This window comes from Polyangiaceae bacterium, from assembly GCA_020633235.1.
Lineage (GTDB): Bacteria > Myxococcota_A > Polyangia > Polyangiales > Polyangiaceae > JACKEA01.
Genome location: JACKEA010000001.1, coordinates 2369252 through 2393705 on the forward strand (window position 1 = coordinate 2369252; position 24454 = coordinate 2393705).

At 68.1% G+C, this 24454-nt stretch carries 20 protein-coding genes; 11 read left to right on the forward strand and 9 right to left on the reverse strand.

Annotated features, from left to right (window positions below; all coding sequences use genetic code 11):
* Positions 1-432: 432 nt before the first annotated feature.
* From H6717_10460 to H6717_10470, 3 genes are all read left to right on the forward strand, one after another.
* Positions 433-2544, forward strand: coding sequence for a hypothetical protein (locus H6717_10460; GenBank protein ID MCB9577432.1), 2112 nt, complete (start codon positions 433-435; stop codon positions 2542-2544).
* 95 nt (positions 2545-2639) lie between these two features.
* Positions 2640-5288 (forward strand): right-handed parallel beta-helix repeat-containing protein, encoded by a 2649-nt coding sequence (locus H6717_10465; GenBank protein ID MCB9577433.1) that lies wholly within the window; start codon positions 2640-2642, stop codon positions 5286-5288.
* A 111-nt stretch (positions 5289-5399) separates the two neighbouring features.
* Positions 5400-5864 (forward strand): hypothetical protein, encoded by a 465-nt coding sequence (locus H6717_10470; protein MCB9577434.1) that lies wholly within the window; start codon positions 5400-5402, stop codon positions 5862-5864.
* 1 nt (position 5865) lies between these two features.
* On the opposite strand, the gene H6717_10475 is transcribed toward H6717_10470, so the two are convergent.
* Positions 5866-6171: a hypothetical protein gene (locus H6717_10475; GenBank protein MCB9577435.1), complete on the reverse strand. Its 306-nt coding sequence runs from the start codon at positions 6169-6171 to the stop codon at positions 5866-5868.
* Positions 6172-6192: 21 nt separating this feature from the next.
* Positions 6193-6585: a hypothetical protein gene (locus H6717_10480; GenBank protein MCB9577436.1), complete on the reverse strand. Its 393-nt coding sequence runs from the start codon at positions 6583-6585 to the stop codon at positions 6193-6195.
* Positions 6586-6797: 212 nt separating this feature from the next.
* Between H6717_10480 and H6717_10485 the strand changes: the two genes are divergently transcribed.
* Genes H6717_10485 through H6717_10495 form a run of 3 tightly spaced genes read left to right on the forward strand, consistent with a single transcriptional unit; the run spans position 6798 to position 13555 of the window.
* Entirely contained in the window at positions 6798-7631 is an 834-nt protein-coding gene (locus H6717_10485; GenBank protein ID MCB9577437.1) for a hypothetical protein, read from the forward strand.
* Between the two features lie 33 nt (positions 7632-7664).
* On the forward strand, positions 7665-12806 hold the full coding sequence (locus H6717_10490; GenBank protein ID MCB9577438.1) for a hypothetical protein: 5142 nt from the start codon (positions 7665-7667) through the stop codon (positions 12804-12806).
* Positions 12803-13555: a mechanosensitive ion channel family protein gene (locus tag H6717_10495; GenBank protein MCB9577439.1), complete on the forward strand. Its 753-nt coding sequence runs from the start codon at positions 12803-12805 to the stop codon at positions 13553-13555. Before H6717_10490 ends, H6717_10495 begins: the two co-directional genes overlap by 4 nt.
* On the opposite strand, the gene H6717_10500 is transcribed toward H6717_10495, so the two are convergent.
* Together H6717_10500 and H6717_10505 are read right to left on the reverse strand one after the other, a co-directional pair.
* Entirely contained in the window at positions 13530-15419 is a 1890-nt protein-coding gene (locus H6717_10500) for a hypothetical protein (protein ID MCB9577440.1), read from the reverse strand. The genes H6717_10495 and H6717_10500 overlap by 26 nt on opposite strands.
* Before the next feature lie 54 nt (positions 15420-15473).
* Positions 15474-16727, reverse strand: a complete 1254-nt coding sequence (locus tag H6717_10505; protein MCB9577441.1) for a protein kinase — start codon at positions 16725-16727, stop codon at positions 15474-15476.
* Positions 16728-16937: 210 nt separating this feature from the next.
* On the opposite strand from H6717_10505, the gene H6717_10510 reads away from it, so the two are divergent.
* Both H6717_10510 and egtD read left to right on the forward strand, forming a co-directional pair.
* Positions 16938-17462, forward strand: coding sequence for a hypothetical protein (locus tag H6717_10510; protein ID MCB9577442.1), 525 nt, complete (start codon positions 16938-16940; stop codon positions 17460-17462).
* Between the two features lie 119 nt (positions 17463-17581).
* The gene (gene egtD / locus H6717_10515) at positions 17582-18619 is read left to right on the forward strand and encodes an L-histidine N(alpha)-methyltransferase (protein ID MCB9577443.1); all 1038 of its coding nucleotides are present in this window, start codon (positions 17582-17584) and stop codon (positions 18617-18619) included.
* A 4-nt stretch (positions 18620-18623) separates the two neighbouring features.
* Here the strand turns inward: egtD and H6717_10520 are convergent, their stop codons facing one another.
* Positions 18624-20075, reverse strand: coding sequence for a hypothetical protein (locus tag H6717_10520; GenBank protein MCB9577444.1), 1452 nt, complete (start codon positions 20073-20075; stop codon positions 18624-18626).
* Positions 20076-20150: 75 nt separating this feature from the next.
* Here H6717_10520 and H6717_10525 point away from each other — a divergent pair, with 75 nt between their 5' ends.
* Positions 20151-20546 (forward strand): hypothetical protein, encoded by a 396-nt coding sequence (locus tag H6717_10525; protein ID MCB9577445.1) that lies wholly within the window; start codon positions 20151-20153, stop codon positions 20544-20546.
* A 3-nt stretch (positions 20547-20549) separates the two neighbouring features.
* On the opposite strand, the gene H6717_10530 is transcribed toward H6717_10525, so the two are convergent.
* Both H6717_10530 and H6717_10535 read right to left on the reverse strand, forming a co-directional pair.
* Positions 20550-21038, reverse strand: coding sequence for an LEA type 2 family protein (locus tag H6717_10530; protein MCB9577446.1), 489 nt, complete (start codon positions 21036-21038; stop codon positions 20550-20552).
* Positions 21039-21078: 40 nt separating this feature from the next.
* Positions 21079-22212, reverse strand: coding sequence for a WYL domain-containing protein (locus H6717_10535; protein MCB9577447.1), 1134 nt, complete (start codon positions 22210-22212; stop codon positions 21079-21081).
* Positions 22213-22299: 87 nt separating this feature from the next.
* Between H6717_10535 and H6717_10540 the strand changes: the two genes are divergently transcribed.
* Positions 22300-22785 carry a glutathione peroxidase gene (locus tag H6717_10540; protein ID MCB9577448.1) on the forward strand — a complete coding sequence of 162 codons (486 nt, stop codon included), beginning with the start codon at positions 22300-22302 and terminating at the stop codon, positions 22783-22785.
* A complete protein-coding gene (locus H6717_10545; protein ID MCB9577449.1) occupies positions 22772-23719 on the forward strand; it encodes a hypothetical protein in 948 nt (315 codons plus the stop codon). The genes H6717_10540 and H6717_10545 overlap by 14 nt, the downstream gene beginning before the upstream one ends.
* Here the strand turns inward: H6717_10545 and mscL are convergent.
* Positions 23700-24101, reverse strand: a complete 402-nt coding sequence (gene mscL / locus H6717_10550) for a large-conductance mechanosensitive channel protein MscL (protein MCB9577450.1) — start codon at positions 24099-24101, stop codon at positions 23700-23702. The genes H6717_10545 and mscL overlap by 20 nt on opposite strands.
* Before the next feature lie 11 nt (positions 24102-24112).
* The coding region (locus H6717_10555) for a hypothetical protein (protein ID MCB9577451.1) at positions 24113-24454 on the reverse strand (342 nt) is incomplete at its 5' end.

Sequence of the window (24454 nt, forward strand, 5' to 3'; positions counted from 1 at the left end):
GGCGCGGGCGCGTGGGCGCGTCGCTCCGCGGACATTGGACGCACAAGGCGCGTATCGGTGTCCTGTGCGAGGTCGGCCTATGCGAACCCTGCGACAACATCCGTCGCTACAGTTTCACGAGTGGTTCCGCGCCGAACCAACCTAATCTCGAGGTGTGTCAAACAAAGTCATCCTACCCCTTGCGCATGCTGCTCGTGTGGCTAGGATGGCGAAATGCAATTGGGGATGGGACCATTCCAACGTCGGGCTCCTCGTAGGTCGACTCTGCGATCCATTGATTCCAGGGCATCCGCACTGCCACGTGTGGCCGGACTGCGTCCGCCGGTCTCGTCGCGCCCGCGGATCACAGCCTTGCCTTGCGCGGCCACGTCTGAGATGCGTCCGTCATTTCTCGACAGGATGCTTGCTTGCTCGCAACGTGCCCTATTGCAGGTGCGCGAGGGCTCCCGGTTTGACGGAACTGCGCCGTCGAAGGTGGACGCGGAGGGGCAACGGCCGGGGCCGGGTGGCGTTGGATTCGCAGGACGAATCCGCCGGCGGGCGGAGCATTCTCGCACGGAGCAAGTTCCGCTGGAGCGTGTTCGAGCCGCGGACGAGCGCCTGTTCGAGCTGGCCCTGGGCAACGGGCGCGACCGGTTGGAGCTCGGGACGCTGCTGAACGAGTTTGCGCGAAAGAGCTGGCATCATGAGCTCGGGTATTCGTCGCTGGAGGCGTACGCGCTTCAGAATTGCGGGCGGAGCGCGCGCTGGGTGAGCGAGACGCGGACGTTGGCGCGGCGGCTTTCGGAGTTGCCCGCGCTGCGCCGGGCGTTGCTCGACGGACGCGTGGGCTGGTCGATGGCGGAGCTGGTCGCCCGGCACGCGTCGGCCGATACTGATGTTGCGCTGGCCGCGTTGGCTTCGCGATCGACGGTGCGCCAGCTGCGAAGCCTGTTTGCCGCCGTGTCGGAGCGGGCCGAGAGCGGACAGATGCCGATGCCGGGGTTGAACGCGGGCCAAACGTCCGCGGACTCGGAGGCGTCGGAGGTAGTTGCAGCAGGCCAAATGTCCGCGGGTGACGACTCGGCTGGCCTGGCGTCCTCCGAGGCTGACGCGGAGGCGGGTGCAGGAGGCCAAATGTCCGCGGGTCACGACTCGGCCGGCCAGGCGTCTTCAGAGGCTGACGCGGAGGGGGGTGCAGCAGGCCAAATGTCCGCGGGTCCAAAGAGCGGCCAAGGCCAAACGTCCGCGGGTGGCCGCGTGGAGCCCGCGCCGAGCGACATCGTGGGCCAAATGTCCGCGCGCTTGCTGGCGGCCGCGGAGGCGGACGTGGAGTGCACGCTCAGGGTGACGCTGAGCACAAAGGACGCGCTGCTGTTCGCCTGGACGCATCGCTTCTTCGAGCACCTCGTGGGCTCGCGGCAGGGGTCGGACTTCTTTCTCGAGGCGATGCTCGCCGAGGCCGCGGAAGAGCTCACGCCGACGGACATCGACCGCCTCATTCCCATGGAGAAGGCCGCTGCGGGTCTGGACGCCAAGCGGCTCGCGTGGCTCGAGCAGCTCGCCGCGTGGCGCGAGGAGTCGGAGCGCCTGTGCGAGCACAACGTCCCCGCTCGTCAGGCGCTGGAGATCCCGGAGAACGTCTCGGAGGGCGACCTCCACGAGCGCATCGTGGCCCTCAACAAGAAGATGACCGCGCGCGAGGTCGCGCTGGGGGAAGCGGCGCAGTCGTTTCAGCGCATGGACGGGTGGCTCCGCCTCGGCTACGCGAGTCTCGCGCAGTACGCGCGCGAACGTCTGGGCATGAGCGCGTCGTCGCTCAAGTCGAAGCTGACGCTCGCGCGCCGGCTGCACGCGCCGGTGAAAGAGGCGCTGCGCAGTGGGCGCGTCGGTCACGCTGCGGCGATGGCCATCTCGACGGTCGCGACCGCGGGCAGCGCCGAAGCATGGGTGGACCGCGCGCGCCGCCGCACCGTGAAGCACCTTCGAGAGGACGTGAACGCCGCGCGGATGCTGAACCAGAGCACGCCGCCGACGGACGAGCAGGTGCGACAGGTGCAGGCCATCGAGACGCGCATCCTTCAGGGTGACCACTCGGCCATGGAGGAGCCCAAAGGCCAAACGTCCGCGGGGGCGCCGATCCGCTTGAGCTTGCGGGTCAGCCGCGACATCTCCCGCGCGCTGCGTTGCTTCGAGCGCGTGATGGGTCCGCGCCTGGACGGCAGCACGATGCGCTTCTTGTGCAACAAGTTTTGGGATGCGTGGAAGCACATGTGCAACCGCCGCGAGAAGTGGTCGCACATCTACGCCCGCGATCGCTACGAATGCACGAGCCCGGTGTGCTCACGCCACGACATGACGCCCCATCACCTGCTGTTCCGCAGCAAAGGCGGCACGGACGACCCCTTCAACATGGCGGGCGACTGCCTCTGGTGCCACCTCGAAGGCATCCACGGCGGTCGCATCACCGTGACAGGCACCGCCGACGACATGACGTGGACCATCGGACGCAAGCATCCCCTGCGTGTCGAAGGGAGGGAGCTGATCACGCCCGACAGCAGCTAGTTCCATATTGATGTCGGTCCGCCGCGGAACCACGGGTTGAGTCCAGGGCGTCGGGAGCGCACAATCGTGTCGGTCCTGCAAAGGAGCGGCACAAGATGTCGATGAAGCGCTTGCCGGCACTTGCTGGTGCGGTATCCGGGTTGATCGCGCTCGCCCTGGTGGGCACCAGCTCGTGCTCGTCGGACTCGAGCGACGGCGGTGGTGCGACTGGCAGCGGCGGAACTGCGGGCACGGGCGGCGGCGCGGGGGACGGCTCCGCCGGCCAAGCCGGCTCGGGCGGCATTGCCGGCGCGGCGGGCAGCGGTGGAGCACCGACGGCCTGTGCGCCGAACGAGACGAAGATGTGTGACTGCAGCGCCGCTGCGGAAGTCGGGACGTCGCGCTGCGCGGCGGATGGAAGCGGCTGGTCGAGCTGTGAATGCGAGAGCTACGGCGCCGAGATTTCCGTCAGTCCCAGCGGGGACGACGCTGCGGCGGGTACTCTGGCGGCGCCGTTCAAGACCCTCGAACGCGCTCGGCAGAAGGTTGGCGAGCTGGTGAGCGCGGGGCTTCCGGCGGGTGGCGTCGTCGTGTGGCTGCGCGACGGCGTCTATGAGCTCGACGCCACCCTGACCTTGGGCACGGCCGAGTCGGGGTCCGACGGCAAGCCTGTGGTGTGGCGCGGCTATCCCGGGGAGTCGCCGCGCGTGGTGGGTGGTGTGCGCATCGACTCCGGTGCATTCAAGCCGGTTACCGCGAGCTCGCCGATCTACGCGCGACTCGACCCGCCGGCTCAGGCTGCCGTCCTCACTGCTCCGCTGGCTGTGGATCCCGGCGCGCTGACCCGCCGCGGTTTTTGCAAGGCGGCTTCTGCCGGACCTGCGGAGCTGTTCGTGAATGGACAGGCCATGACGCTCGCGCGCTGGCCCGACAAAAACCAAAATGACGTACCCACGGGCTTGGAGACCGCAGCTGCTTTGGACCTGTTCGGAAGCCCGAGCCCGGCCGTCACGGGTCACTACACCAAGACGGGCACAAGCGACGGCGTGAGCGCGTTCGCACGCGATGGTCTCGTCGGAGGGCTCCAGTACAACCTGTACCGTTACACATGGGACTACCAGGGTCAGACCAACACGGCGTGGTTCATCACGACGGAAGCGTCCGGCTATCCGTCGGGAACCAACCCCTGGTGGTACCGCTACTCCGCCGAGCTGGGCCCCATGAAGGCGTCGGCGGGCGGCAGCGGCGAGGTGACCACCACGAATCCGGATGCCGTCAACCACGGCTTCGCGAGCATCGCGGACGTGGTCTCGGACCAAGTCTGGAAGTACAGCGGGACGCGCCCCGAGCGCTGGCAAGACCCGACGAGCGTGTGGTTCCACGGCTTCTGGAAGTACGCCTGGGCGGACTGTCACGTACGGGCTGCGAGCATCGACACTGCGACCAAGACTGTCACCCTCGCCGACTCTCCGGGCTATGGCGCCGCTGCCGGACAGCCCTACTACGCCTACGACATCCCCGAGGAGCTGACGGAGCCGGGGGAGTACTGGATCGATCGCGCCGCGAAGCTGCTGTACGTGTGGCCGCCGTCGGGCTTCGACGGAGCAGACGTAGTAGTCAGTGTGCTCAGCGACGCTCTCGTCACTCTGCAGAACGCCAGCTTCGTCACGTTGCGGGACTTCACGCTGGAAGCTGGGCGCTCGCGCTTGGTGCGGGTGGAAGGCGGGGGTCACGATACGCTGCTCGGCCTCACCCTGAGCGGCGCGGGCACCGACGCCGCGACGATCAGCGGCGATCATCAGCTCATGCGCTCGTGTCACGTGTACGGCTCCGGCAATGGCGGCGTGGCGGTGAGCGGCGGGGATCGCTCGAGCCTCACACCCGGCGACAACGCGGTGGAAAACTCGAGCTTCCACGATCTGTCGCGATGGGAGTGGACCTACCGCCCCGCGGTGCGGCTATCCGGGGACGGCAACAGCGCTCGGCACAACCTGATGTACGACATGCCGCACTCGGCGGTGCTGTACGGCGGCAACGATCATGTCATCGAGCTCAACGAGATCCACGACGTGTGCCGTTTCTCCAGCGACGCCGGCGCGATCTACGCCGGGCGCGACTGGGGCGCGCGCGGAAACCTCATCAAGCACAACTTCGTGCATCACCTGAGCACGTGGTTCGAGGGCTACGGCGTGCACGGCGTCTACCTGGACGACTGCTTGAGCGGCGTCCGTGTCGAGGGCAACGTGCTGTACGAGATCTCGGGCTACGGCATCTTGCATGGCGGCGGCCGGGACGACATCTTGGTCAATAACATCATGGCCCACGACGGCGCCGCCCTGAGCGCGGATCGCCGCTGCGTCACGTGGCTGGCGAACGGCTCGCCGAACAACACGCCCGGCGACAGCTGGAACCTGCTCGAGAAGCTCGAACAGGTCGGCTACCAGCAGGAACCCTGGGCGTCCAAGTGGCCGGAGTGCGCCGCCATCCCGGACGACTGGGCCGCCATCAGCTCGCCGCCGTCCCACTGGCTCGAGCCCGAAGGCACCGTCCTCGATCGCAACGTCGGCTTCGACAACGGCGACTTCGCCAAGGGCTCCACGGAGACTTTCGCGGCCTACGCCAGCATGAAAGACAACCTGGAGGACAGCGATCCGCAGTTCACGAACGAGAGCACGCTGGACCTCTCGCTGAAGGCGTCGTCCCCCGCGTTGAGCATCCCCGGTTTCGAGCCGATCCCGTTCTCGGAGATCGGCATCCAGCCCTGATTCACACGCAGTTATTGCTGGCCCGGGGCGCACGGCCGCATGGGCTTCGCTCTCTCTCGCCGGAACGCGCCGGCTGCGCATGGCATGCTCGATGCTTCACTCTGCGTCGCCATGCGCAGCATTTCCCTGGCCTGGGTCTTGGTTTGTTGCCTCGCCGCGGTAACCGCCTGCGGCGGCAGCGATGACGTCCGTGCCAACGAGGTGAACGTCAGCAGGCACGGGGAGGCGTTCAGCCACCACACGGGGGAGAACTGCGTGTCGTGTCATCGCGAGGGCGGCGAAGCCAAAGGTTGGTTCACCGTCTCGGGCACCGTCTACATGCCGGATCTCGAAATGGTGCACGCGAACACCACGGTGCGGTTGTTCCAGCTGCCGAGCGGCGCAGGCCAAGCCGTGGGCATCATCGAGGTGGACGCCAATGGCAACTTCTTCACCACGGCGGCGTTGGACCTTCGCGGCGGCCTGTATCCGGCGATCTACAGCTCCACGGCCTCGAAGCAGAAGGCGCTAATCACCACGGACGGCGCCTGCAGCAGCTGCCACGGCGTGAACGTCGATCGCTTGAGCGTGGAGTAGCTCAGTCGGCGTCTGCGTCGCTCGCGTCCGATGCGTCGCTGGGTGCGTCGCTCGGGGCGTCGCTCGGGGCGTCGCTGTCGGAGTTCGCGTCTGCGTCGCTCAGGCCCGTGCCAAACGCGTCCCCCGCGTCCGCGGTGCTCTGCACTCCGCCGCTGCCGCCCCCGCCGGGCAAGCCGCCGGTGCCGTTCTGGCCGCCGGAGCTGGTTCCGTCGTCGGCCGGGACCTCGGGTTGCGGGTTCAGGACGCAGGCGCCCGCGGCTGCGATCAGCAACGCAGACACGACAACGAGGGCCCGCCGCTTCGACATGCGGCGAATGTAGCATGCGGCTCAGCCGGGGGTGTATTCGGCGAGGAAGGCGCGAGCGCTCGCGAGCTCGTCGGCGTCGAGCACGGCACCGAGGTGCGGGAGCGCGTCCTCCGGCTCGTGGAACACGCGACGGTTCTCGTACCCCGCCTCCCGGACGATGCGCTGGAGCTGCAAGAACAGGGTGGCGTTGGTTTGCGACACCAAGATCGCGACGCGCTCCAACCGCGTGTTCATCTCCACGAACAGCTCGATGAGGCGATCCGTGACGGCCTGCGGATAGATTCGAACGGGTCGGTGATCCGCGCACAACACGGGGTGAGGGGAGCTCATGGCCCGCACCTGTAGTGCGAGGGCATCGGAGTACTGATCCGCCTCTTCTCGGCTGCGGAGCGAGAACACCCGGGCTTCGATCACTCGCCCGGTGACGTTCCGTATCGTAAACGGCGGTTCGATGTCTTCAGTCTCGCATGCGGGCAGGTCAGCTCAAAGGGACCTTTGCTACGCGCACGCACTGCCGGGCGAGGTCCCACAATCGCAGAGCTTTCGGCTTGCGCGCCGAGCAAGAACGACACAGGGCGGCGGCACGGGGCGTGGCGCGGAGCTTGCAAAGTAGAGAGCCGAGAGTCATGTCGCGTCCCGCAACGCCGTTTCGGCGCTTCGCGGGCAGCCTCCTGCTCAGCGGAGCGGTTCACGCGTCGCTGCTTACGGCGCTGGCCATTGGTGCGCTGGGAACGCGGGAGCTCCTGACGTGGCACGTGTACGAGGTCGACATCGAACCGGAGCCGCCGCGAGCGACGCTGCCCGCGCCTCCCGCCGCGGAGCCCGAAGCGCAAGGCGACGACGGCGTGGTGGGCGGCGTGCCGGGCGGTGCGGCGCACGGTACTTCCATGCCCTTCCACGTGGGGCCTGGCGCCCGGGTGGGAGACCGCGCCCGGCCGGCGGCGGCCCAGGCGGGGCGGGTGCTCGCGTCGGAAGGTGACGACGGAGCCGAAGACTTCACGATGGTGCAAGGCGCCTCGGCGCGCTACGCGGGCGGGGTGACCACCAGCGCGGGCACCAGCGCTACCAAGGTCACGGACACGAGCGCCCGAGGAGCCGGGGTGATCCCGGAGCACGTCGCCCGTCCGGCCCGCGTTGCGCCTGCCACCGAAGCCCGTCGTCCGGCGCTGCCGCCGGAGCGCCCCGTCGTGACGGCCCGGCCCCTCTCGACGGCCTGGAGCTGTCCGTTCCCGAGCGAGGCGGACACGTTCGAGGTTCACTTCGCTCGCGTGCTCATCACGGTGACCGTGAACGACGAAGGCCGCGCGCTCGGCGCCGCCGTGCTGTCGGATCCGGGCTTCGGCTTTGGCACAGCGGCGAGGGCGTGCGCGCTCCATCAGCGCTACGGCATCGCGCGCGACACCCATGGTCGCCCGAGAACCGGCACGACGGCGCCATTCTACGTGACTTTCACCCGCTAGGCGTCGCGATCCGCTAGGCTGGCTCTCGAGCCTGTGGCCAAGGACGGAAAATTCGGAACGTTCGGCGGCGTCTTCACGCCGAGCATCCTGACGATCCTGGGCGTGATCATGTATCTGCGCTTGCCCTGGGTGGTGGGCAGCGCGGGCCTGTACATGGCCCTGGGGATCATCGGTGTCTCCCACGTCATCAGCATCAGCACGGGCCTCAGTATCTCGAGCATCGCCACCGACAAGAAGGTCGGTGCCGGCGGGCCTTACTACATCGTGTCCCGCAGCTTGGGGCTGCCCATTGGCGGGACCCTGGGCTTGGCGCTGTTCCTGGGGCTCGCGTTCAGCGTCAGCCTGTACATCATCGGCTTCTCGGAGAGCTTCCTCAGCTACCTGAACATCGAGAAGACCAGCGCCGCGATTCGCATCTGCGGCAGCATCACGCTGGTGGTGATCACCGCGATCACGCTGATCAGCACCGAGTTCGCGATCAAGACGCAGTATCTCATCTTGGCGTTGATCGCGGCGTCTCTGGTGAGCGTGCTGCTCGGCTCGCCCCCGAAGCCGGCGGCACCCCACCTGAGCGCTCCGGCTGCCGGCGCCAATGCCGCGGAGCTGTTCGGCATCTTCTTTCCGGCCGTGACGGGCTTCACCGCCGGCGTGAACATGTCCGGCGACCTTCGCAACCCGAAGTCGAGCATCCCGCGCGGCACCATGGCCGCGATCGCCGTCGGCTTGGCGGTGTACGTGGGGCTCGCCGTGTTGCTCGCCTACCGCGTGCCCGCCGACCAGCTGATGAAGGACCAGGACGTTCTCATTCACGTCTCCTGGATCGGCCCCGCGGTGGTGGCGGGCATCTGGGGCGCGACGCTGTCGAGCGCCATTGGCAGCATCATGGGGGCGCCGCGGATTCTGCAAGCGCTCAGCAGTGATGCCATCACTCCGCGCTGGTTCGGGCGCGGCTACGGCAAGACCAACGAGCCGCGCAACGCCTTGGTGCTCGCCTTCGCCATCGCCGAGGGCGGCATCCTGATCGCGGAGCTCGATGCCATCGCGCGGATCGTGTCGATGGTGTTCCTCACCACCTACGGATTCTTGAACCTGAGCGCGGCCATCGAGAGCTGGGCCAGTCCGGATTTCCGCCCCTCGTTCCGCATCCCCAAGTTCGTCAGCATCGTGGGCGCCATCACCGCCGTGCTGGTGATGATCCAGCTCGACATCTTGGCCATGGCCGGCGCCACCGCGATCATGGCGGGGCTCTTCTTCTACCTGCAGCGCAAGCAGCTGGAGCTCGAGGCCGGAGACGCTTGGGCCGGGATCTGGTCGTCCCTGATCCGCTCGGGCCTCTCGCGGCTGTCCAGCGAGAGCGAGAAGAAGCGCAACTGGCGCCCCAACATCCTGTTGTTCCGCGGACCGGACTCTCCCGCCAAGGTCGCGCTCACGGACATGGCCCGCTCGCTGGTGAGCGAGAACGGAATGGTGACGGACTTCGAGCTCGCCGAGCCGGGCAGCGCTGCCCCCGCGGGGCCGTCCGCGAAGGGGCGCGCGCCGGACCAACAACCCTCGGCAGAAGACGAATCACGGGTGGGGGTGTTCCACAAGCGCATCACCTGCGAGGACCGCTACGACGCCGTGGCCAGCATCTGTCGCTACCATGGCTTCGCCGCGCTGGAGCCCAACACGCTGCTCTTGCCGTGGTCGGCGCACCGGCACGATCCCGAGCGCTTCGCCACGTTGCTCGATGGTGCCTCCGAGCAAGACTTCAATCTGTTGCTCTTCGATCCCGCCCAGGAGCTGCCGAGCAAGCAGCGCATCGACGTATGGTGGCGGCTCGATGGCGGCAACCTCGGCTTCAGCATCGCGCTGCTTCGCTTCATCACGCGAGAAGCGCGCTGGGAACGGGCGCACGTGCGGCTGCTGCTCGCCAGTCCGGACACTTCCGCCAATGACCACTTGCGGAGCTCGGCGCGACACATGCTGGCGGAGGCGCGCTTGGAGGCCACCATCCGGGTGCTCAACGAGCGCTTCGAGGACAAGAGCTTCGAAGAGCTGGTGGCCGAGGAATCGAGCGACGCGGCGCTCACGGTGGTGGGACTGCCGAGCGACGCGGGCGAGCTGACTCCGGAGTATCAGGGGCGGGTCGGACGCATGGTCGAGGCCCTCGGCAGCGTGCTCCTGATCCGCGCGTCGTCCACGTTCCAGGAATCGCTACACGTGGCGCGCGAGGCAGCGGTGAGCTTCCTGCCGCCCGTTGGGGACGACGGCGCGCGGGAGCTGCCGGAGCTGGTGCTGCCCGAGACCCCGGACCTGGCCCGCGAGAGCAGCGAGTTCGCGGAGGCGCTCCAGCGGCTGATGAGCCACTTCCACGAGGACTGCGTGCAGCGCGTGCACGGGCGTCACGTGGAGCTCTTGCGCAAGGTGATCGACGCCGTCGAGCGCTACTTCTCCGCGCTGGAGAAGGCCGTGGAAGCCCAGAACCTGCGCCGGGTGAAGAACGCCACGAACCGCGCTCAGAGCAGCCTGCTCCTCGAGTGCCAACAGGCCCTGGAAGAGTTTCGGAGTCGCCACCTGGACGAGCAGAGCGGCATATTGTCGGAGCGCATCCAGGCGTTCCTCTCGGACGATCGCGTGGTGGATCGGCGTCGCCGCCGCGAGGAGCTCAACGTGCGGCGCGATGCCGAGGCCTTCGAGCCGCGAGCCAACGACTCCGATTACGAGCGAGGCTTCAAGCTGCGTCGCCGCTTGGCCGCGCGCATGCGGCGCACCGAAGGCGTGAGCTATCGCGTGCCCGCCGCGCTGCTCAGGGACTACTACTTCTTCGAGGCCACGCGAGACGGGCTCCGCGCTGCGGTGCGGCAGCTGGAGACCGATACGCACCAGATGGTGATCGCCCTGGGCAAGGTGATCGACTCCATCGCCGCGGCGCCGGATTCCGAAGGCGACAAGGCCGTGGCCATCGTGAAAGAGCAGCGGAGCCAGGTGGTGGGCCGGCTGGCGGAGCTCGTGGACCGCAGCAAGGAGCGCGTCAATCATCAGCAATGGTTTTTGTTGGTGGCGGCGCGGGACCTCGCGGTTCGCTTCGCGGCGGACATCGATCGGTTGGATGTCCGCCGCGTGATCAAGAAAGAGCGGCGCCTCCCTCGCGACGCCGCGGCCCAAGCGACGGCGCTGACGGAAATGCCGGCGCGGTGGCGGGAGAATCAGGCGCGGCTGGTGGAGCTCGGCGAGTTGGCGTTGAAGCTCTCGTCGTTCCAGCATCGGCTCAGCGCCATCTCCAGCCGCGAGCGCGACCAGGTGGAGCTGGACGTGAAGAACGGCGTGACCAGCGAGTGCGAGACGCTGATTCAGAACCTGAAGGAGTTCCGCGCGTCGCTGTCGGACGAGGGCGCCGCGCCGAAGTTCTCGGTGCATCTGGAGCTTGGAACGCGCTTCGAACCGAAACCGGTGGTGGACGCCTTGCTGCGCGAAGCCGCGGAGCTCACGGCGGAGCTGCCGGAAACCGTCACTACCTTGAACGAGGAGTCGGTTCAGGCGCTGGAAGAGGGGCGCGGTGAGGTGGCGGAGCTGACGGAGCTGCCGGTACGGCGGTTGGTGCAGTTCTTGGTGGAGTCGCGCTTCGTGGGCGGCTTGGCGGAAGATCTCGGGCGCATTCCCAAGGCGGAGCAGCGGGCCGCCGGGGTGGCGCAGGACGTGGTGCGGCTGATCTCGTTTCAGCTGAGCGAGATCGACGCTGCCGAGGGCGCAGAGAAGAAAGTGCTGCGGGAGCAGCTATTGGAGGTGATCGACAACGGCCTCGAGCGCACGGGCGCGGAGCTGGATCGACTCAAGCAGCTGCTGCCGGAGGTAGTTCTGGCCTTCGACGACCGCCTCGCGAACGTGGTGGACGGCACCAACGCTTATGATCTCGGCGCCGCCAGCGACAACCTCGAGCAACACATCCGCCTGCATCAAGGTCGGGCGGCGGTGAGCGGTGCGCGGGGTCTCTTGCGGCGCGGGGTCACGGCTGGGCGCCGCGCGCTCGTGAACTTGGTGTATCGGCGCAGCGAGGGAGTGCTGCTCGCGCGACAGCTGGAAGCGGAAGCACATCCGGGCGGGGCGCTGGTGGACCGGTTGGCGTCGCTGGTGGAAGCCAACTCGCCGCGCAGCGAGGTGCTCGAGGCCTTGCCGTTCTACTATCGGCAGCTGTTCTTCGGCCAGGCGGCGGTGTCCGAAGCATTCTGGGTGGGGCGGGCCGAAGAGCTGTCGCGGGCGCGGCGCGCGGTGGCGCAGTTCCGTCGGGGCGTGAGCGGCGCGCTGTTGGTGGTTGGCGCGCGGGGCTCGGGCAAGACGGCCCTCGCTCAGCGCATCACGAGTGACCTGCTGCCGGGCAAGGAGGTCGTGCGCGTGCTGCCGCGGCCGGGGGGCTCGGTGGAGGTGCGCGCCTTCGAGGCGGCTCTGGCCAAGGCCGCGGACAAGCGCGGCACTGCGGACGAGGTGCTGTCGGCGCTTCCGGAGGGCAGCGCCGTGGTGATCGACGACCTCGAGCTGTGGTGGGAGCGGAGCCCGGAGGGGCTGTCGGTGGTGGACCACGTGCTCGGGCTGATGCAGCGCCACGGAAGGCGCGTGTTGTTCGTCATCACGCTCGGGGATCAGACCTTGGGGCTCCTGGATCGACTGCGACCGGTGTCGGATCGGGCGCTGGCGGTGCTGCGCTGCGCGCCGTTGCCCGCCGAAGCGCTGAAGACCGTGGTCACGGTCCGCCACGCGTCCACTGGCGCCAAGTTTTCCCTCGACGGTGAGGCCGAGGACGACCTCGGGGAGCTCAGGTTGGCGCGGCTGTTCTCGAGCTTCTTCGACTACTCCGGCGGTGTCGTGGGAGCTGCCCTACGGGCGTGGATCACGCACGTGGACAAGGCCAGCGGCGACGCCTTGAGCGTGCGAGTGCCGCGGGCCGAGCGCTGGGAAGTGGTGGACGAGCTCAAGAGCGAGTGGACCGCGCTACTGCTCGAGCTGGTGCTTCACAAGCAGATTTCGCCACGGCGGCTGGCCCGCGTCACCAAGACGACGCCCGAGGAGCTGGCGCGGGACCTCGACCCCTTGCGCCGCGCCGGTCTGCTCGTGGAGAGCCGGCAACGGGTGCTCGAGATCAATCCCTTCGTCCATCACATCGTCGCCAACCGACTCCGGCGGCAGGGGCTCCTGTCGTGACGGACGCCTTCGGCTCCCTCGGGTTCGATCTGCTGCTGGTGCTGCTCGGCGGCAGCCTCTTGTGGGCTGCCCTCCGGGGGATTCGCTGGATGCTCGACGTCGTGCCCATGAACAAGGAGCGGCGGGCGCTGCTCGAGCGCGCGAGCCCCATACTCGGCGCTCTGGTGGCGCTCGCCTATGCGCTGTTCGCGGTGCGCAGCGTGTTTCGTTCCCAGCCCGCGGCGCTGCCCTTCGTGCTCGCCCTGGTTGTGGCGGGGTTCTCCGCCGCGGCGTGGCCCACGATGCGCGACTTCTTGGCGGGCGTCGCGCTGAAGTCCGGCCGCGTGTGCCACACCGGCGATCACGTCCGCGTCGGAGATCTCGAAGGCAAGATCGTGCGCATGGGCTATCGCGTGATGGTGCTGGAGACGACCTCCGGCGATCAGGCCATCTTGCCCTACAGCCGCGTGGCGCGGTCGCCCATCGTACGGACCCGCAGCTTGGGGGGCATCACGCCGCACGAGTTCCGGATCCGGCGCGTCTTCGGCGCGTCTTTCGCGGACACCAAGCGCCGCATCGTGCACGCAGCGCTCTTGAGCCACTGGTCCGCGTTCGCCCGGGAGCCGGAGGTGACGGTGCACGCGGACGGCGCGGTGGTGACCGTGTTCGCGCTCGATCCTGCGCACGGTCCGGACGTGGAAGCGGCGGTGCGGCTGGCCCTGGGCGAGGACGAGGACGAAGCCGTCAAAGAGCTCGAGGGGCGAGCGTGATTCGGTAGACGAAGACTGGGGCGTCGGAGGGGTTCGCCACGCGCAGTGTCGTCATCGCGTTCGCCCCGTCGGGAGCGGTGAAATCCACATGGTCCGTGCCTGACGCGAAAGCGCGGCCGCCGATCACGCTCAGCATCACGTGGGCCGACGCCGATGCCTCCATGCTCCACGCGCCGCTGGGCACACTGACGGCGAGGGAGGCGTTCTTGCCAGGATCCAGCCGCAGGGCCACGCGGTCCTGGTCGTCCAAGGTGGCGGGAGCCTCGGCCGCGCCGAACAGGTAGCCCGGCACCGTGATGTGACCGCCTTCGCGCTGCACCCCGAGCGGGCCGTCGAGCTGGCGTACGAACACCTCGCCGCTCATGCGGTAGGGGCGCACGGTTTCGTAGTGGATGAGCCGACAGGTCCGAGCGAAGCCCGGTTGGCGGTAGAGCTCCCAGTCGCCGCGCCACATGGGCGTTGCGCGGCCCACGGGGAGGTGAAACACGATCAGATCCGGCTTTCGAGACCAGACGTACTTTCCGTCCCCCAGCTGGTGGCCGACGGGTCCGAAGGGATGCTTGGGCGGGTGGGTCGCGATGTAGCGATCGTTCAGCCCGAGCATGTCCAGGGCCGGACCGCGATAGAAGAAGGGAAGGGCGCCGGCGGCATCTACGGCGAGCAGTGCTTGTTTGTCGCCGAAGGCGTCGCGGAAGAACAAGCCGATGGGTCGGCCCTGCCAGTACCAAGCGCTGTTCTCCGCATCCCAGCGATTCCAATCGTGCTGCTGGGCCCAGCCGTAGCGCCCCAAAGAAGCAGCCCCCAAGAGCCACGCGCCGAGGAAGTACGGTCGCTTCTGGTTCGCGATCCAGCGAATCCCCTCCGCGGCGATCAGCACCACGAGCAGCAGCGCGGGAACGAGGTGGCGAACCTGAGGCATGAAGTCGCCGCCGATCGCGATCTGGTATCCGATCCACGCCGCGAAAGACGGGAACAACAGGGCGACCCGCCGGCGTACGGTACGGTCGTTGACCACGAGCAGGAGTGTGGTTGCGGCCACGGCCAAGAGCGCCACCCGGAGCGCGATGCCGTTCGTGACGTAGTCGATGCCCACGTGAAGCTGAGCCTTGGAGGTCTCCAACTTGCTGGACGTGTTGGGCAGCCACGCGTGGTAGTAGAGCCGGCGGAACCCGAGCTGGCCGAGGAAGAACGCAGCGGAAATCGCCGCTACTGGCAGGGCCAGCCGAAACCCGAGGCGGCCGCGGGCGATCACGAGCCCCAGGCACAGCGTCGCGGTGAACAGCGCGCCGTCCGGTCGGGTCAAGCACACGAGGCCCAACAGCACACCCGGCCCGACCGCGTCGCGAAGCCCGACCGCGTCGGCGTCGAGCTTCGGATACAGGAGCGCGATGGCCCAGGCCAAGAGGGCGATCAAGAGCGGCGCCTCCAGCCCTCCCACGGACCACGCCGCGACCGGACCCGACAGCGCCAGCGCCAGCCCCGCGTACAGCGGTACGACCACCTCCCTCAGGCGGCGCGGACGATGCATCACCACCAACGCGACGATACAGAGGCCGGTGCACACGGTGCCGACGATGCGCGTCGGATCGATGAGCGAAGGGCTCACGGTGCCGATGGCGGCGATCAGCAGCACCCACAAGAGGTTCGAGTAGCCCTCGACGCGCTCACCGTCGGTCCAGGTGAGACCGTGACCGCTGCGCAGTCGATCCGCGTAGCGCAGGGAGATGAACGAGTCGTCGAAGAAGAACGTCGGGTAGCGGAGGACGTGCCAGATCAGGACGCCGATACACACCGCCGCGACCAAGGCCGCGACGCCGGGCCATCGCCATCGTTCGAGTCGCTGCCGTGACAAGTAAGCGCCCATGCGGGAAAGCTCCCGGGGATTAGCGCTTGGGCGCGCCGCCGTCAGGCACTTTCTCTACAGGATGCCGCCCATCATCGTGACGTAAGCCTGAATCGCTTGGCGGATCGGGTCGGCCAGGGCCTCGAATTCCAGACCCGCGGCGCCGGTACCCCGAACGATGCGGGCCCAGCGGGTCGTCGCCGTGGCGGTCGCGATGCGCCCGGTGGTGGGCAGCGCGAAGCGCACCTCCACCCGCGCATTCATGGTGCAGGGCTCTTCCGTCAGCACCAGCAGGCCGCCCTCGGAGATGTCCTCGCTGCGGCCGTCCACGGTGCGGCCGCTCTCTTCCACGATGCGGACGGGTGTCACGTAGGGCGCGCGGGCGTAGCGCCGGCGCTGACGCGTCGGTTCCGCTGCCTGCTTCGGCCGCGCGGAGGTGCGAATGCCGAGCAAGGATTCCTTGGCGAAGGGAGAGTCGGTTCCCGCTGTCAGCGCCCGAGACAGGTCATGGACGTCCTGCCAGCGCCCGGCAGGATCCTTGGCTAGGGCCTTCTCGATGGCCCGGCACAGGTCTACCGGGGCGTCGGGTACCCGAACGGCGAGGGGAGGGAGCTCTTCCGTGCTCACCTTGAGCAGCACTTCCCCGAAGGTGCCTTCGAACGGCACCACGCCGGCGAGGCATTCGTAGAGTGTGGAGCCTATCGAATACACGTCCGCGCGGTGATCCACGTCCTTCGCCAGCAGCTGCTCCGGCGCCATGTACTCCGCCGTGCCCATCACCTTGCCGTGGTCCGTGAGCTTCTTGTCGGGGATGTTCTCGCTCTCCCCGGAGAGGCGCGCCAGGCCGAAGTCGAACAGCTTGATGACCTCTTCCCCGACTTCGTCCCGCGCCACGAACACGTTCTGCGGCTTGACGTCGCGGTGGATCACGCCGCGGGCATGGGCCTGGCTCACGGCGTCGCACAGCTGGATCCCCACGCTCACGGTTTCCGCGACGCCGAGCTTGCGCCGGGCGGTGAGAAGCCCCGAAAGCGTGCGCCCCTCCATCAGCTCCATCACCAGGTACGGCTGCCCGTCGTCGAGCTCGCCGGCATCCAGGGCTGCCACCACGTTTCGGTGGCGCGCCAGGGTGAGCGCTCGCGCTTCACGCAAGAGCCGTGCGCGACTCTCCGGGCTGGTCCGATGGTGCTCGGACAAGAGCTTCAGGGCCACCGAGCGTTGGGTGATCCGATGCTCCGCCTCGTAGACGGCTCCCACGCCCCCCCGGTCGATCTCGCGAACCAAGAGGTAGCGCCGGTCGATCACGTCGCCCACTTGGGGATGAGTCACAATTCCGCACGGTATCACGATTGACGGGCCGGGCGGCGGGCCCGGATCCCAGAACGTGGCGTTCTGCACCTCGCCACCGCACGCCCCGACGCGTCAGCGTGGGCCCCAGGGCCGATTTGATGTTGGTTCGCCGCGCCCACTCGCGCCCCGGCAACTTCGGAATGCCGAAGCACGTGTGCTATGACCCCGTCAGGTGTGGAGGGAATCACGATGAAGACGACGAGCTTTCTCTCGCTCGCGCTGGTGGCCAGCGCGCTTTGTGTTTCGGGCTGCGGCGGCAGTGACAGCAGCAGTGGCAGCGGGGGCAGTGGCGGTGGCGGCGGCGCGGGTAGCTCTTTCGATGCCTGCTCGATCGTCACCGCGGACGATGCCACGGCGATCTTCGGCAACACCGCCGCCAAGGAGACCGGGACCGCGAACACCGACCCGAACTTCCTGGGCGAGTGCCTGTGGGGTTTCGACAACGGCGACTACAGCCAGCTGATGGAGTTCCGCGGCTTCGACGGCCAGAGCTACTACAGCGCGCCGACGGACTCGGATCCCGTGAGCATCGGCGATCAAGGCTACGTGCGGGTCAACGCCATCGCCGGCGTGGAGGTCGCGTGGCTTCAGGGCAACTGGGCGATATCGTTGAGCTACGGCACCGCCGGCACTACCGCTCCGGACCCGGCGGGCAAGGTGGACGAGATGAAGGCGCTGGCCCAAAAAGCGGCCCAGGCGATCCACCCGCAGTAGCCGCGCGGTATCTCGAGATTGTCACGATTTCGAGAAATGTCAGGAGACTCGGCGCTCCGCTCTAGCCATCGCCGGCGAGCTTCCCCATAACTGAGGCCCACGCGAAAGCAGGAGGGAGCATGTCTCGACAAAGTCCGGCCCCGGACCGGCGCGACTATCGCGTTCTCGACGCTCGTGAGCGCGCAAAGCTCCGGGACGAAGATCGCGAGCTCGCCTACGAGGTCCTGGTGGGGCTCAGCGGGCGGCCGAAGAGCCTGCCGTCCCGCTTGTTCTATGACGACGAGGGCAGCCGGCTCTTCCAAGAGATCATGAACTTGGACGAGTACTACCTCACCAATCTCGAGCGTCAGATCTTCGAGGCGCACAAGGGCGACATCGTCGACGCCGTGGCGGCCCATCCCATCAACGTAGTGGATCTGGGGGCCGGCGACGGGAGCAAGACGATGATCTTGCTGGAGCACATGAAGCGCCGCAGCGTGGACTTCCGCTACGTGCCCATCGACATCTCCGAAGGCGCCATGGTCGACGTCACCGAGCGGACGCGGGCTCGATTGCCGGGCGTGCCCATCGAGGGCCTGGTGAGCGAATACACCGATGGCCTGCACTGGCTCGCGGAGGCGCACGCGGAGCGCAAGAACCTGGTGCTGTTCCTGGGCTCCAACATCGGCAACTTCGATCGCGCCCGCGCGCGGGCGTTCTTGCGCCGCCTTTGGAGCGCGCTCCGGCATGGGGACTACTTGCTGATCGGCTTCGATCTCAAGAAGGACATCGACGTGCTCTTGCGGGCGTACAACGACCCCAAGGGCGTGACGGCGGAGTTCAACTTGAACCTGCTCCGCAGGATCAATCGCGAGCTCGGCGGGCACTTCGACGTCGGCAAGTTCCGCCACTTCGGTACTTACGACGTCTTCAGCGGCGCGATGGAGAGCTACCTCGTGAGCTTGGAGCAGCAGTCGATTTCCATCGAGGCGTTGCATCTCGCTTTCGACTTTGCTCCCTGGGAGCCGATCCACACGGAGTACTCGTACAAGTACCTGCGGGACGACGTCACGATGCTGGCGCGGGACACGGGCTTCGCCATCGACGCGGAGTTCTTGGACGAGCGGCGCTGGTTCGTCGACGCCCTGTGGCGCGTGGAACGCGGTCCCAGCGCGTGAAGGGTCACAGCGGCGCGATGACGCGCGCCACCTTGGGCGCGTGGCAAAAGAGCGTGGGGTGCGCTCGCGGGTAGCCGCGCATGCGCTCGATGACCTGACGGCCCACGGGGATGCTCCTCACCGTCGCGCCGAGCTGGGTCCACAAGGGGCCGAGCTCCGTCACGAGCTGGACGCCCTCGAGGCCCTTCAGCCGCTGCTGCACGCCGGCGAAGGCCGTCTCCTTGGGGTTGACCCGCGAGAGCAACAGCACGTACGGCTGCTGACACACCGGCGACAAAGGCTGTCGTGGGATGCCGCGGGACCAATGGGCGTCGTCACCGGGGAGGCGTTCGAGAGGGCCGCGCGATGGTCCGCTGGCCCGGAGCACGCGCTGCTCTCCGCGCTGGGATAGGAGCCACACGTCGTCGTCGCTGGGCGCCGAGATCTCGCGGAGCTCCTCCCCGGGCGCGAGCTCGAGCGGCACACTGACGAGATCTTCGCCGGGCCGGCGGAACGCGAGGTTCCGCGCCGTCACGACCCAAAAGGTATTCTGGCGGGACACGGCGATGGCGAGGTAGGGACCGCCTTCGCTGTGCGACCAGCGGGTACCGTCGAAGTGCCAGAGTTGGCCGCTCTCGCGCTCGAGCAGGTGGACGTCTTTCTCCGATGCGGCGGCGAGCTCGAAGCTGGGATTCGTGGCGGGCTTCGCGGCCGGGAGATCCGTGAGCGTGCTCGGGCCCCGAGGACTCAGGCGCTCGACGGCGAGACGACCGGGGGCGTCGCAACGAGTGCCGGCGAGCAGCACGGGACCGGACTGAAACGCGACGATGGCACTCTCTTCCGGTGGGCGCGCGCCGAGGCTTCGACCGGCGAGCGCGGTGCGGCAGCCATCGTGGCTGGACGCGGTCGGCGTGACGTCGAGCTGGCCGAGACTGTTGGCGGGGGTGAGGCGCACGCCGTGGGCGTCGCCGATCAATGCCAGGGCGCTTCCGTTTCGCCAGGAGGCAACTCCGAGGAGCGCTTCGTCGCCGCGCGTGACGTCCACGCGCTGCCAGCGATCGCGCACCCAGCGATAGGTCAGGTTCCAGGTCTCCGGCCTTCCGGGCGCGCCGCCGCGAGACCACGCGGACAGCCAGGCCGCGTCGGGCCAGCGCCCCATCAAGGAGTAGCCCTCGCCGACGGCATGGGAGACCCCCGCGATGCGACCACCAAAGCCGGCCAGGAGCCCCACGTCTTGATGCAGGCCCTTGTCGTCGGCGGAGTACAGAATGCGGCTCGCGATGACGAAGGTGCGGGACCCGAGGTCGAACAGCCGGGCCTGCGCGGTCGTTTCGGCGACCTTGGAGAATGCGGGGAGGGGGCGCGGCGGAGTGGACGCGGGCGCGGAGGCGCGGGGGGCGGGCGCGCTCTCGGTGTGCCGCTCGCAGCCGACGGCGAGCAGCATGCACGCCACGGCCATGCGCCGAAGGCCAGTCACGTCGGGCTGAGTGGGCCTCCCGGGCGCTCGCGTCAACCCCGTCGACGCGGCGAAAACGCTGCTATGGTGTCGCCCATGTTCGCCCGAGGACTGCTCGCCGTGGGGCTGCTCGCCGCGCTGTCGCTTTCGGCGTGCGACAAGGAGGAGCCCGACGACGCCGCCCAGGCCGCTCCGAGCGCCACGCAGCGCTACGGGCACGCGCCGCTGCCCACGCCGCCGCCAGCGCCGCGCAAGTGGGTCCACGTGGATTCCAAGACGGACGGCGGCGCCGACGCGGGCTCGAGCCGCGCGCGGCTGATGGAGACGAAAGACAGGCTCAAGGCGCTGGTCGCTTCCGGCAAGGGCAGCGATCGCGACAAGGCCATGCTCCGCATTTTGTGCAACAGCTTGGGGGACGAGAGCTGCTCGAGCAAACAGGACTCACACTCCGAGGCCATGCCCGGCGTGAAGCCCGACTCGAAGCAGAAGTGAGGTTCAGTTGAAGGGGAACATCGTGCGCGCGGCCTGTAGCACGGCAATGCGTGGGATCTCGCCCTCTTCGTCCACCGGGTAGTTGTTGCTGCGGATGCCGACGGAGCGGATGGCCGTCACGTCGGCTTCGCCGCGGACGCGATATTTGATGGTGGGGCTGGCAGCGGTCTCCGCGAGCAGCGGACCGACGAGACCCCAGGGAATGATCACCGGCGCGGACACGATGGTGGTGCCGTCCGCCGGCAGCCACTGGTTCGGGCTGTAGCTCATGGCTGGCAGCGTCCAGCGCCCGGCCATGGTCGTCTGCACCCGCACGTTGCGCACCTGCACGTCGAAGCTGTTGTCGTTGTTGACGCGCAGGAACACCTGCATGCCGATGCCTGCGGGGCCCGCGGAGCGAATTTCGGCGTGATGCAGCTCCATGGTGGGCTTGTGGACGCAGCCCGTGACCACCACCAAACCGGAGCCCAGAAGGAAAGAGCGACGATCCATGGTCCCTTCACGGTAGCACGCATTTCGTGCGCTCTCGCCGTCAGCGGCGCTTGCGCTTCTTCTCGTGCTGTCGAGGCGCGGGAGAACGGGCCAGCGGGCGACGGGCACTGGTGGGCACTTCGCTTGGCCGCACGGAGGCCGGCGGTCGCGGGGCGTCGCGATACAGCTCGGAGAGCTGCGCGGCGACCTCGGCCATCTCCGCGCGAAGCCAGTGCGGCTTCACCACGTCGACCAGCTCCCCGTAGGATTTGAGGAAGCCGCGGAGATCGAGCGTGTCGGCGCCGTGGGCCAGCACGCGGTAGCAGCCGTCCGGGAGCGGCGTGATGCGCTGATCGTGCGACAGCGGCGTCTCTTCCAAGGTGTGGACCACGTCCTCCGCCACTCGGAGCTCGAGGGCGATGGAGGCATCCCCGGTGCGATAGCCGGCGCCGCCGCCCGCCACGAAGGCGTCCAGATCGAAGTCCGCGGGCACGGTCCGAGCGCGCTCCGTCACACGAGCGCTCTGCATGCGGTGCAGCCGGAGGGAGCGCACCACGGGCGTCCCTTCCGTGGTGCACACCAGGTAGGCGACGCGATCGCGCAGCACGAGGCCGATGGGATGAACCAGGTAGTGCTCCAGCGAATCGCTGCCGCGCTTTCGATAGTCGACCTCGATGCAGCGCTCCGACAGCAGCGCGTCGTACACGGCGTCGAGCACGGTGGAGTCCGTCTGCGGCGGTAGCAGCGGCTGCCCGCGGCCGACGATGCGGATCTTGTCGGGCCAGGTAGCGAGACCCTCGCGATGGAGCTCGTCGAGGACGTGTTTGGCGCGACTGAAGTGCGGGCGCATCGGTCGCAGGGCAGTGGGGGGCAAGAGCTCCGCCAGGAAGCGCTCGGCCAGATGGAAAGTGAGGGCAGCCTGCGGCGTCATCAGCGGCAGCTCGACCGGATCCGCGTCCTGCTGCCAGGACCAGCCATAGGGCTTGGTGCCGCGCTCTGCATCGCTGTGGACGGGAAGCAGCGCCGAGAGCTCGACCAGATCGCGCTCGACGGTGCGCGCCGTGACGCGGATGTCGAAGCGATCGCGGAGCGCTCGCCTCAGCTCCGGCGCCGACAGCTTCTTTGGAGCCCGCGGCAAGAGCTGCATCAGCCGCAAGCGACGTTCGAAGGATCTCGCCCCACCATCTCGAGACATTCTTCGATGGAGGGTCTGCCAGTGTGATGCGGGCGTCAACAAACGCGACGACTTCCATCGGCGGGTCTGATGCCCTACGCATGGGGCATGAAGATTTTCGATTTCTCCGCGAAAGGCATCGATGGGCACCAGCGTGCGCTCGAGGACTACGAAGGCAAGGCGCTCCTGGTGGTGAACGTTGCCTCGGAGTGCGGGCTGACGCCGCACTACGCAGGCCTGCAAGCGCTGTACGAGAAGTACCGGGAGCAGGGCCTCTTGGTGCTGGGCTTCCCCTGCAATCAGTTCGGCGCCCAGGAGCCGGGCTCCGAGGAGGAGATCCAGCAGTTTTGCTCGACCAAGTACGCCGTGACCTTTCCGTTGTTCGCCAAGATCGATGTCAACGGGGAGGCCCGCCATCCGCTGTACGCTTGGCTCACGTCCCAGGACACCGCTCCGGACGGCCCCGGGGACATCGCGTGGAACTTCGCCAAGTTCGTGGTGGGGCGCGATGGCAAGGTGCTGGCGCGTTTCGCCCCGCAGACGGAGCCGGACAGCGCGGAGCTGAGGCAAGCGGTCGAACGTGCGTTGGGTTGAAGGCCTCGTCGCGGCGTCGTGCGTCGCCTGCGCCGCTGACCCTCCGCCCAGGACTCCGACGCCGGCGCCCATCCCGCGAGTAGCGCCCAAGAAGAAGAAGGAAGCGCCGGAGTGCGGGCTCGCTCCGCGGGTGCGTGAATCGGAGCCCGTCCTCACGCTGGTCGACGCCGGCGCGGAGCCTCGGCGGGAGCTCCGCTTCGTGGGGACCGTGGGCGAGCGCGTGAGCTTGGACATGGCAGAAGAAGCCACGCTGTCGGCGGCTCCGGCACCCGTGCTCGTGCGTTTCTCGGTGGATGCGCAGGTGACCGCCGTGAAGGACGGCATCACCCGCTTGAGCCTGGGCCTTGGCAACCTCGAGGTACCAGAGCGCGAGGGCGTGCCGGTGGGTTTCTACGAAGGGGTGCGGCAGGCGCTCGGCCCCACGAGCGGCGTGAGAGGGGAGGCCCAGGTGGATCCCGGCGGGCCCGTGCTGGTCGAGCTGTCCGAAGGGGAGGACTCCGGCCTGGGACGCAAGCTTCGGACGAATTTGCTCCGCTTCGCGGTGGCGGTGCCCCGGGAGCCCGTGGGGGTCGGCGCGAAGTGGGAAGTGAAGAGCGAAACCGAGATGGGGTTGCACCTCGACGCCGTGACACGCTTCGAGCTGACGGAGCTCGCCGGAACGGGCGCAACGGTGAAGGTGCACAGCTCCGTACGCTCCACTGGCACGGCGCCGGCCATCTGTGCCGCCCCCGCAGTGGTGGTCGAGCCGATGACGTTCACCATGACGGGAGAGCGCACCGTGAGCTTCGACACTCGCCGGCCGCTGGCCCTGAGCGGCCGGCAAGTGGTGGATACGGTGATCGAGAACCGAGTGTGGCGGCACGGCACGCCGACCGACCGCACGGAGCGCGTTCACGTGCAGCTGACGACGACGGTCAGGCGCTCTTCTCCTTGAGCACGTCGCGGATTTCCGTGAGGAGCTTCTCCTCCGCGGTCGGCTCGGGCGGCGGTGCGGGGGCGGCCTCTTCCTTGCGCTTCAGCCGGTTCATGGCCTTGATCACGGAGAAGATGGCAATCGCCACGATGAGAAAGTCGACGACCGTCTGGATGAAGACACCGTACTTGATGGTGACGGCGGGGGCCTCGCCTGCCGCCTCCTTGAGCACATAGGTCAGGTTGGAGAAGTTCTTGCCACCCATGAGCACGCCAAGGGGAGGCGTGATCACGTCGTTCACGAAGGAGGTCACGATCTTGCCGAAAGCCCCGCCGATGATGACGCCGACGGCCATGTCCACCACGTTGCCTTTGACCGCGAACTCACGAAATTCCTTGATGATGCTCATTGAAGTCAGCCTTTGCGTTCGACCTGTTTGACGAGCTCTTCCGTGACCGCTTCTCCCCGCGAGACGAGAAGCCCCCCGCAGTGGCCGCAGAATCGTCCCATGCCGGTTTCGCCGCAAGCTGGGCACTGACCAATCGCACGGGTGGGCGGGACGCTCGAATCGCGTCGGCCGAGGGCGTCGGCCAGCGCGTGGGAGAGCTCGATCGCCGATGCGAAGCGGTCGCTCCGCTCCTTGGCCAGTCCGCGCCGCACGATGGCGGTCCACACCGGCGCCAGCTTGCGCCAGGGGGCGAGCTCAGCTGGGTCGGGGATGGGCGCGTCCACTTGCAGTCGCAGGGTTTCGGCGGG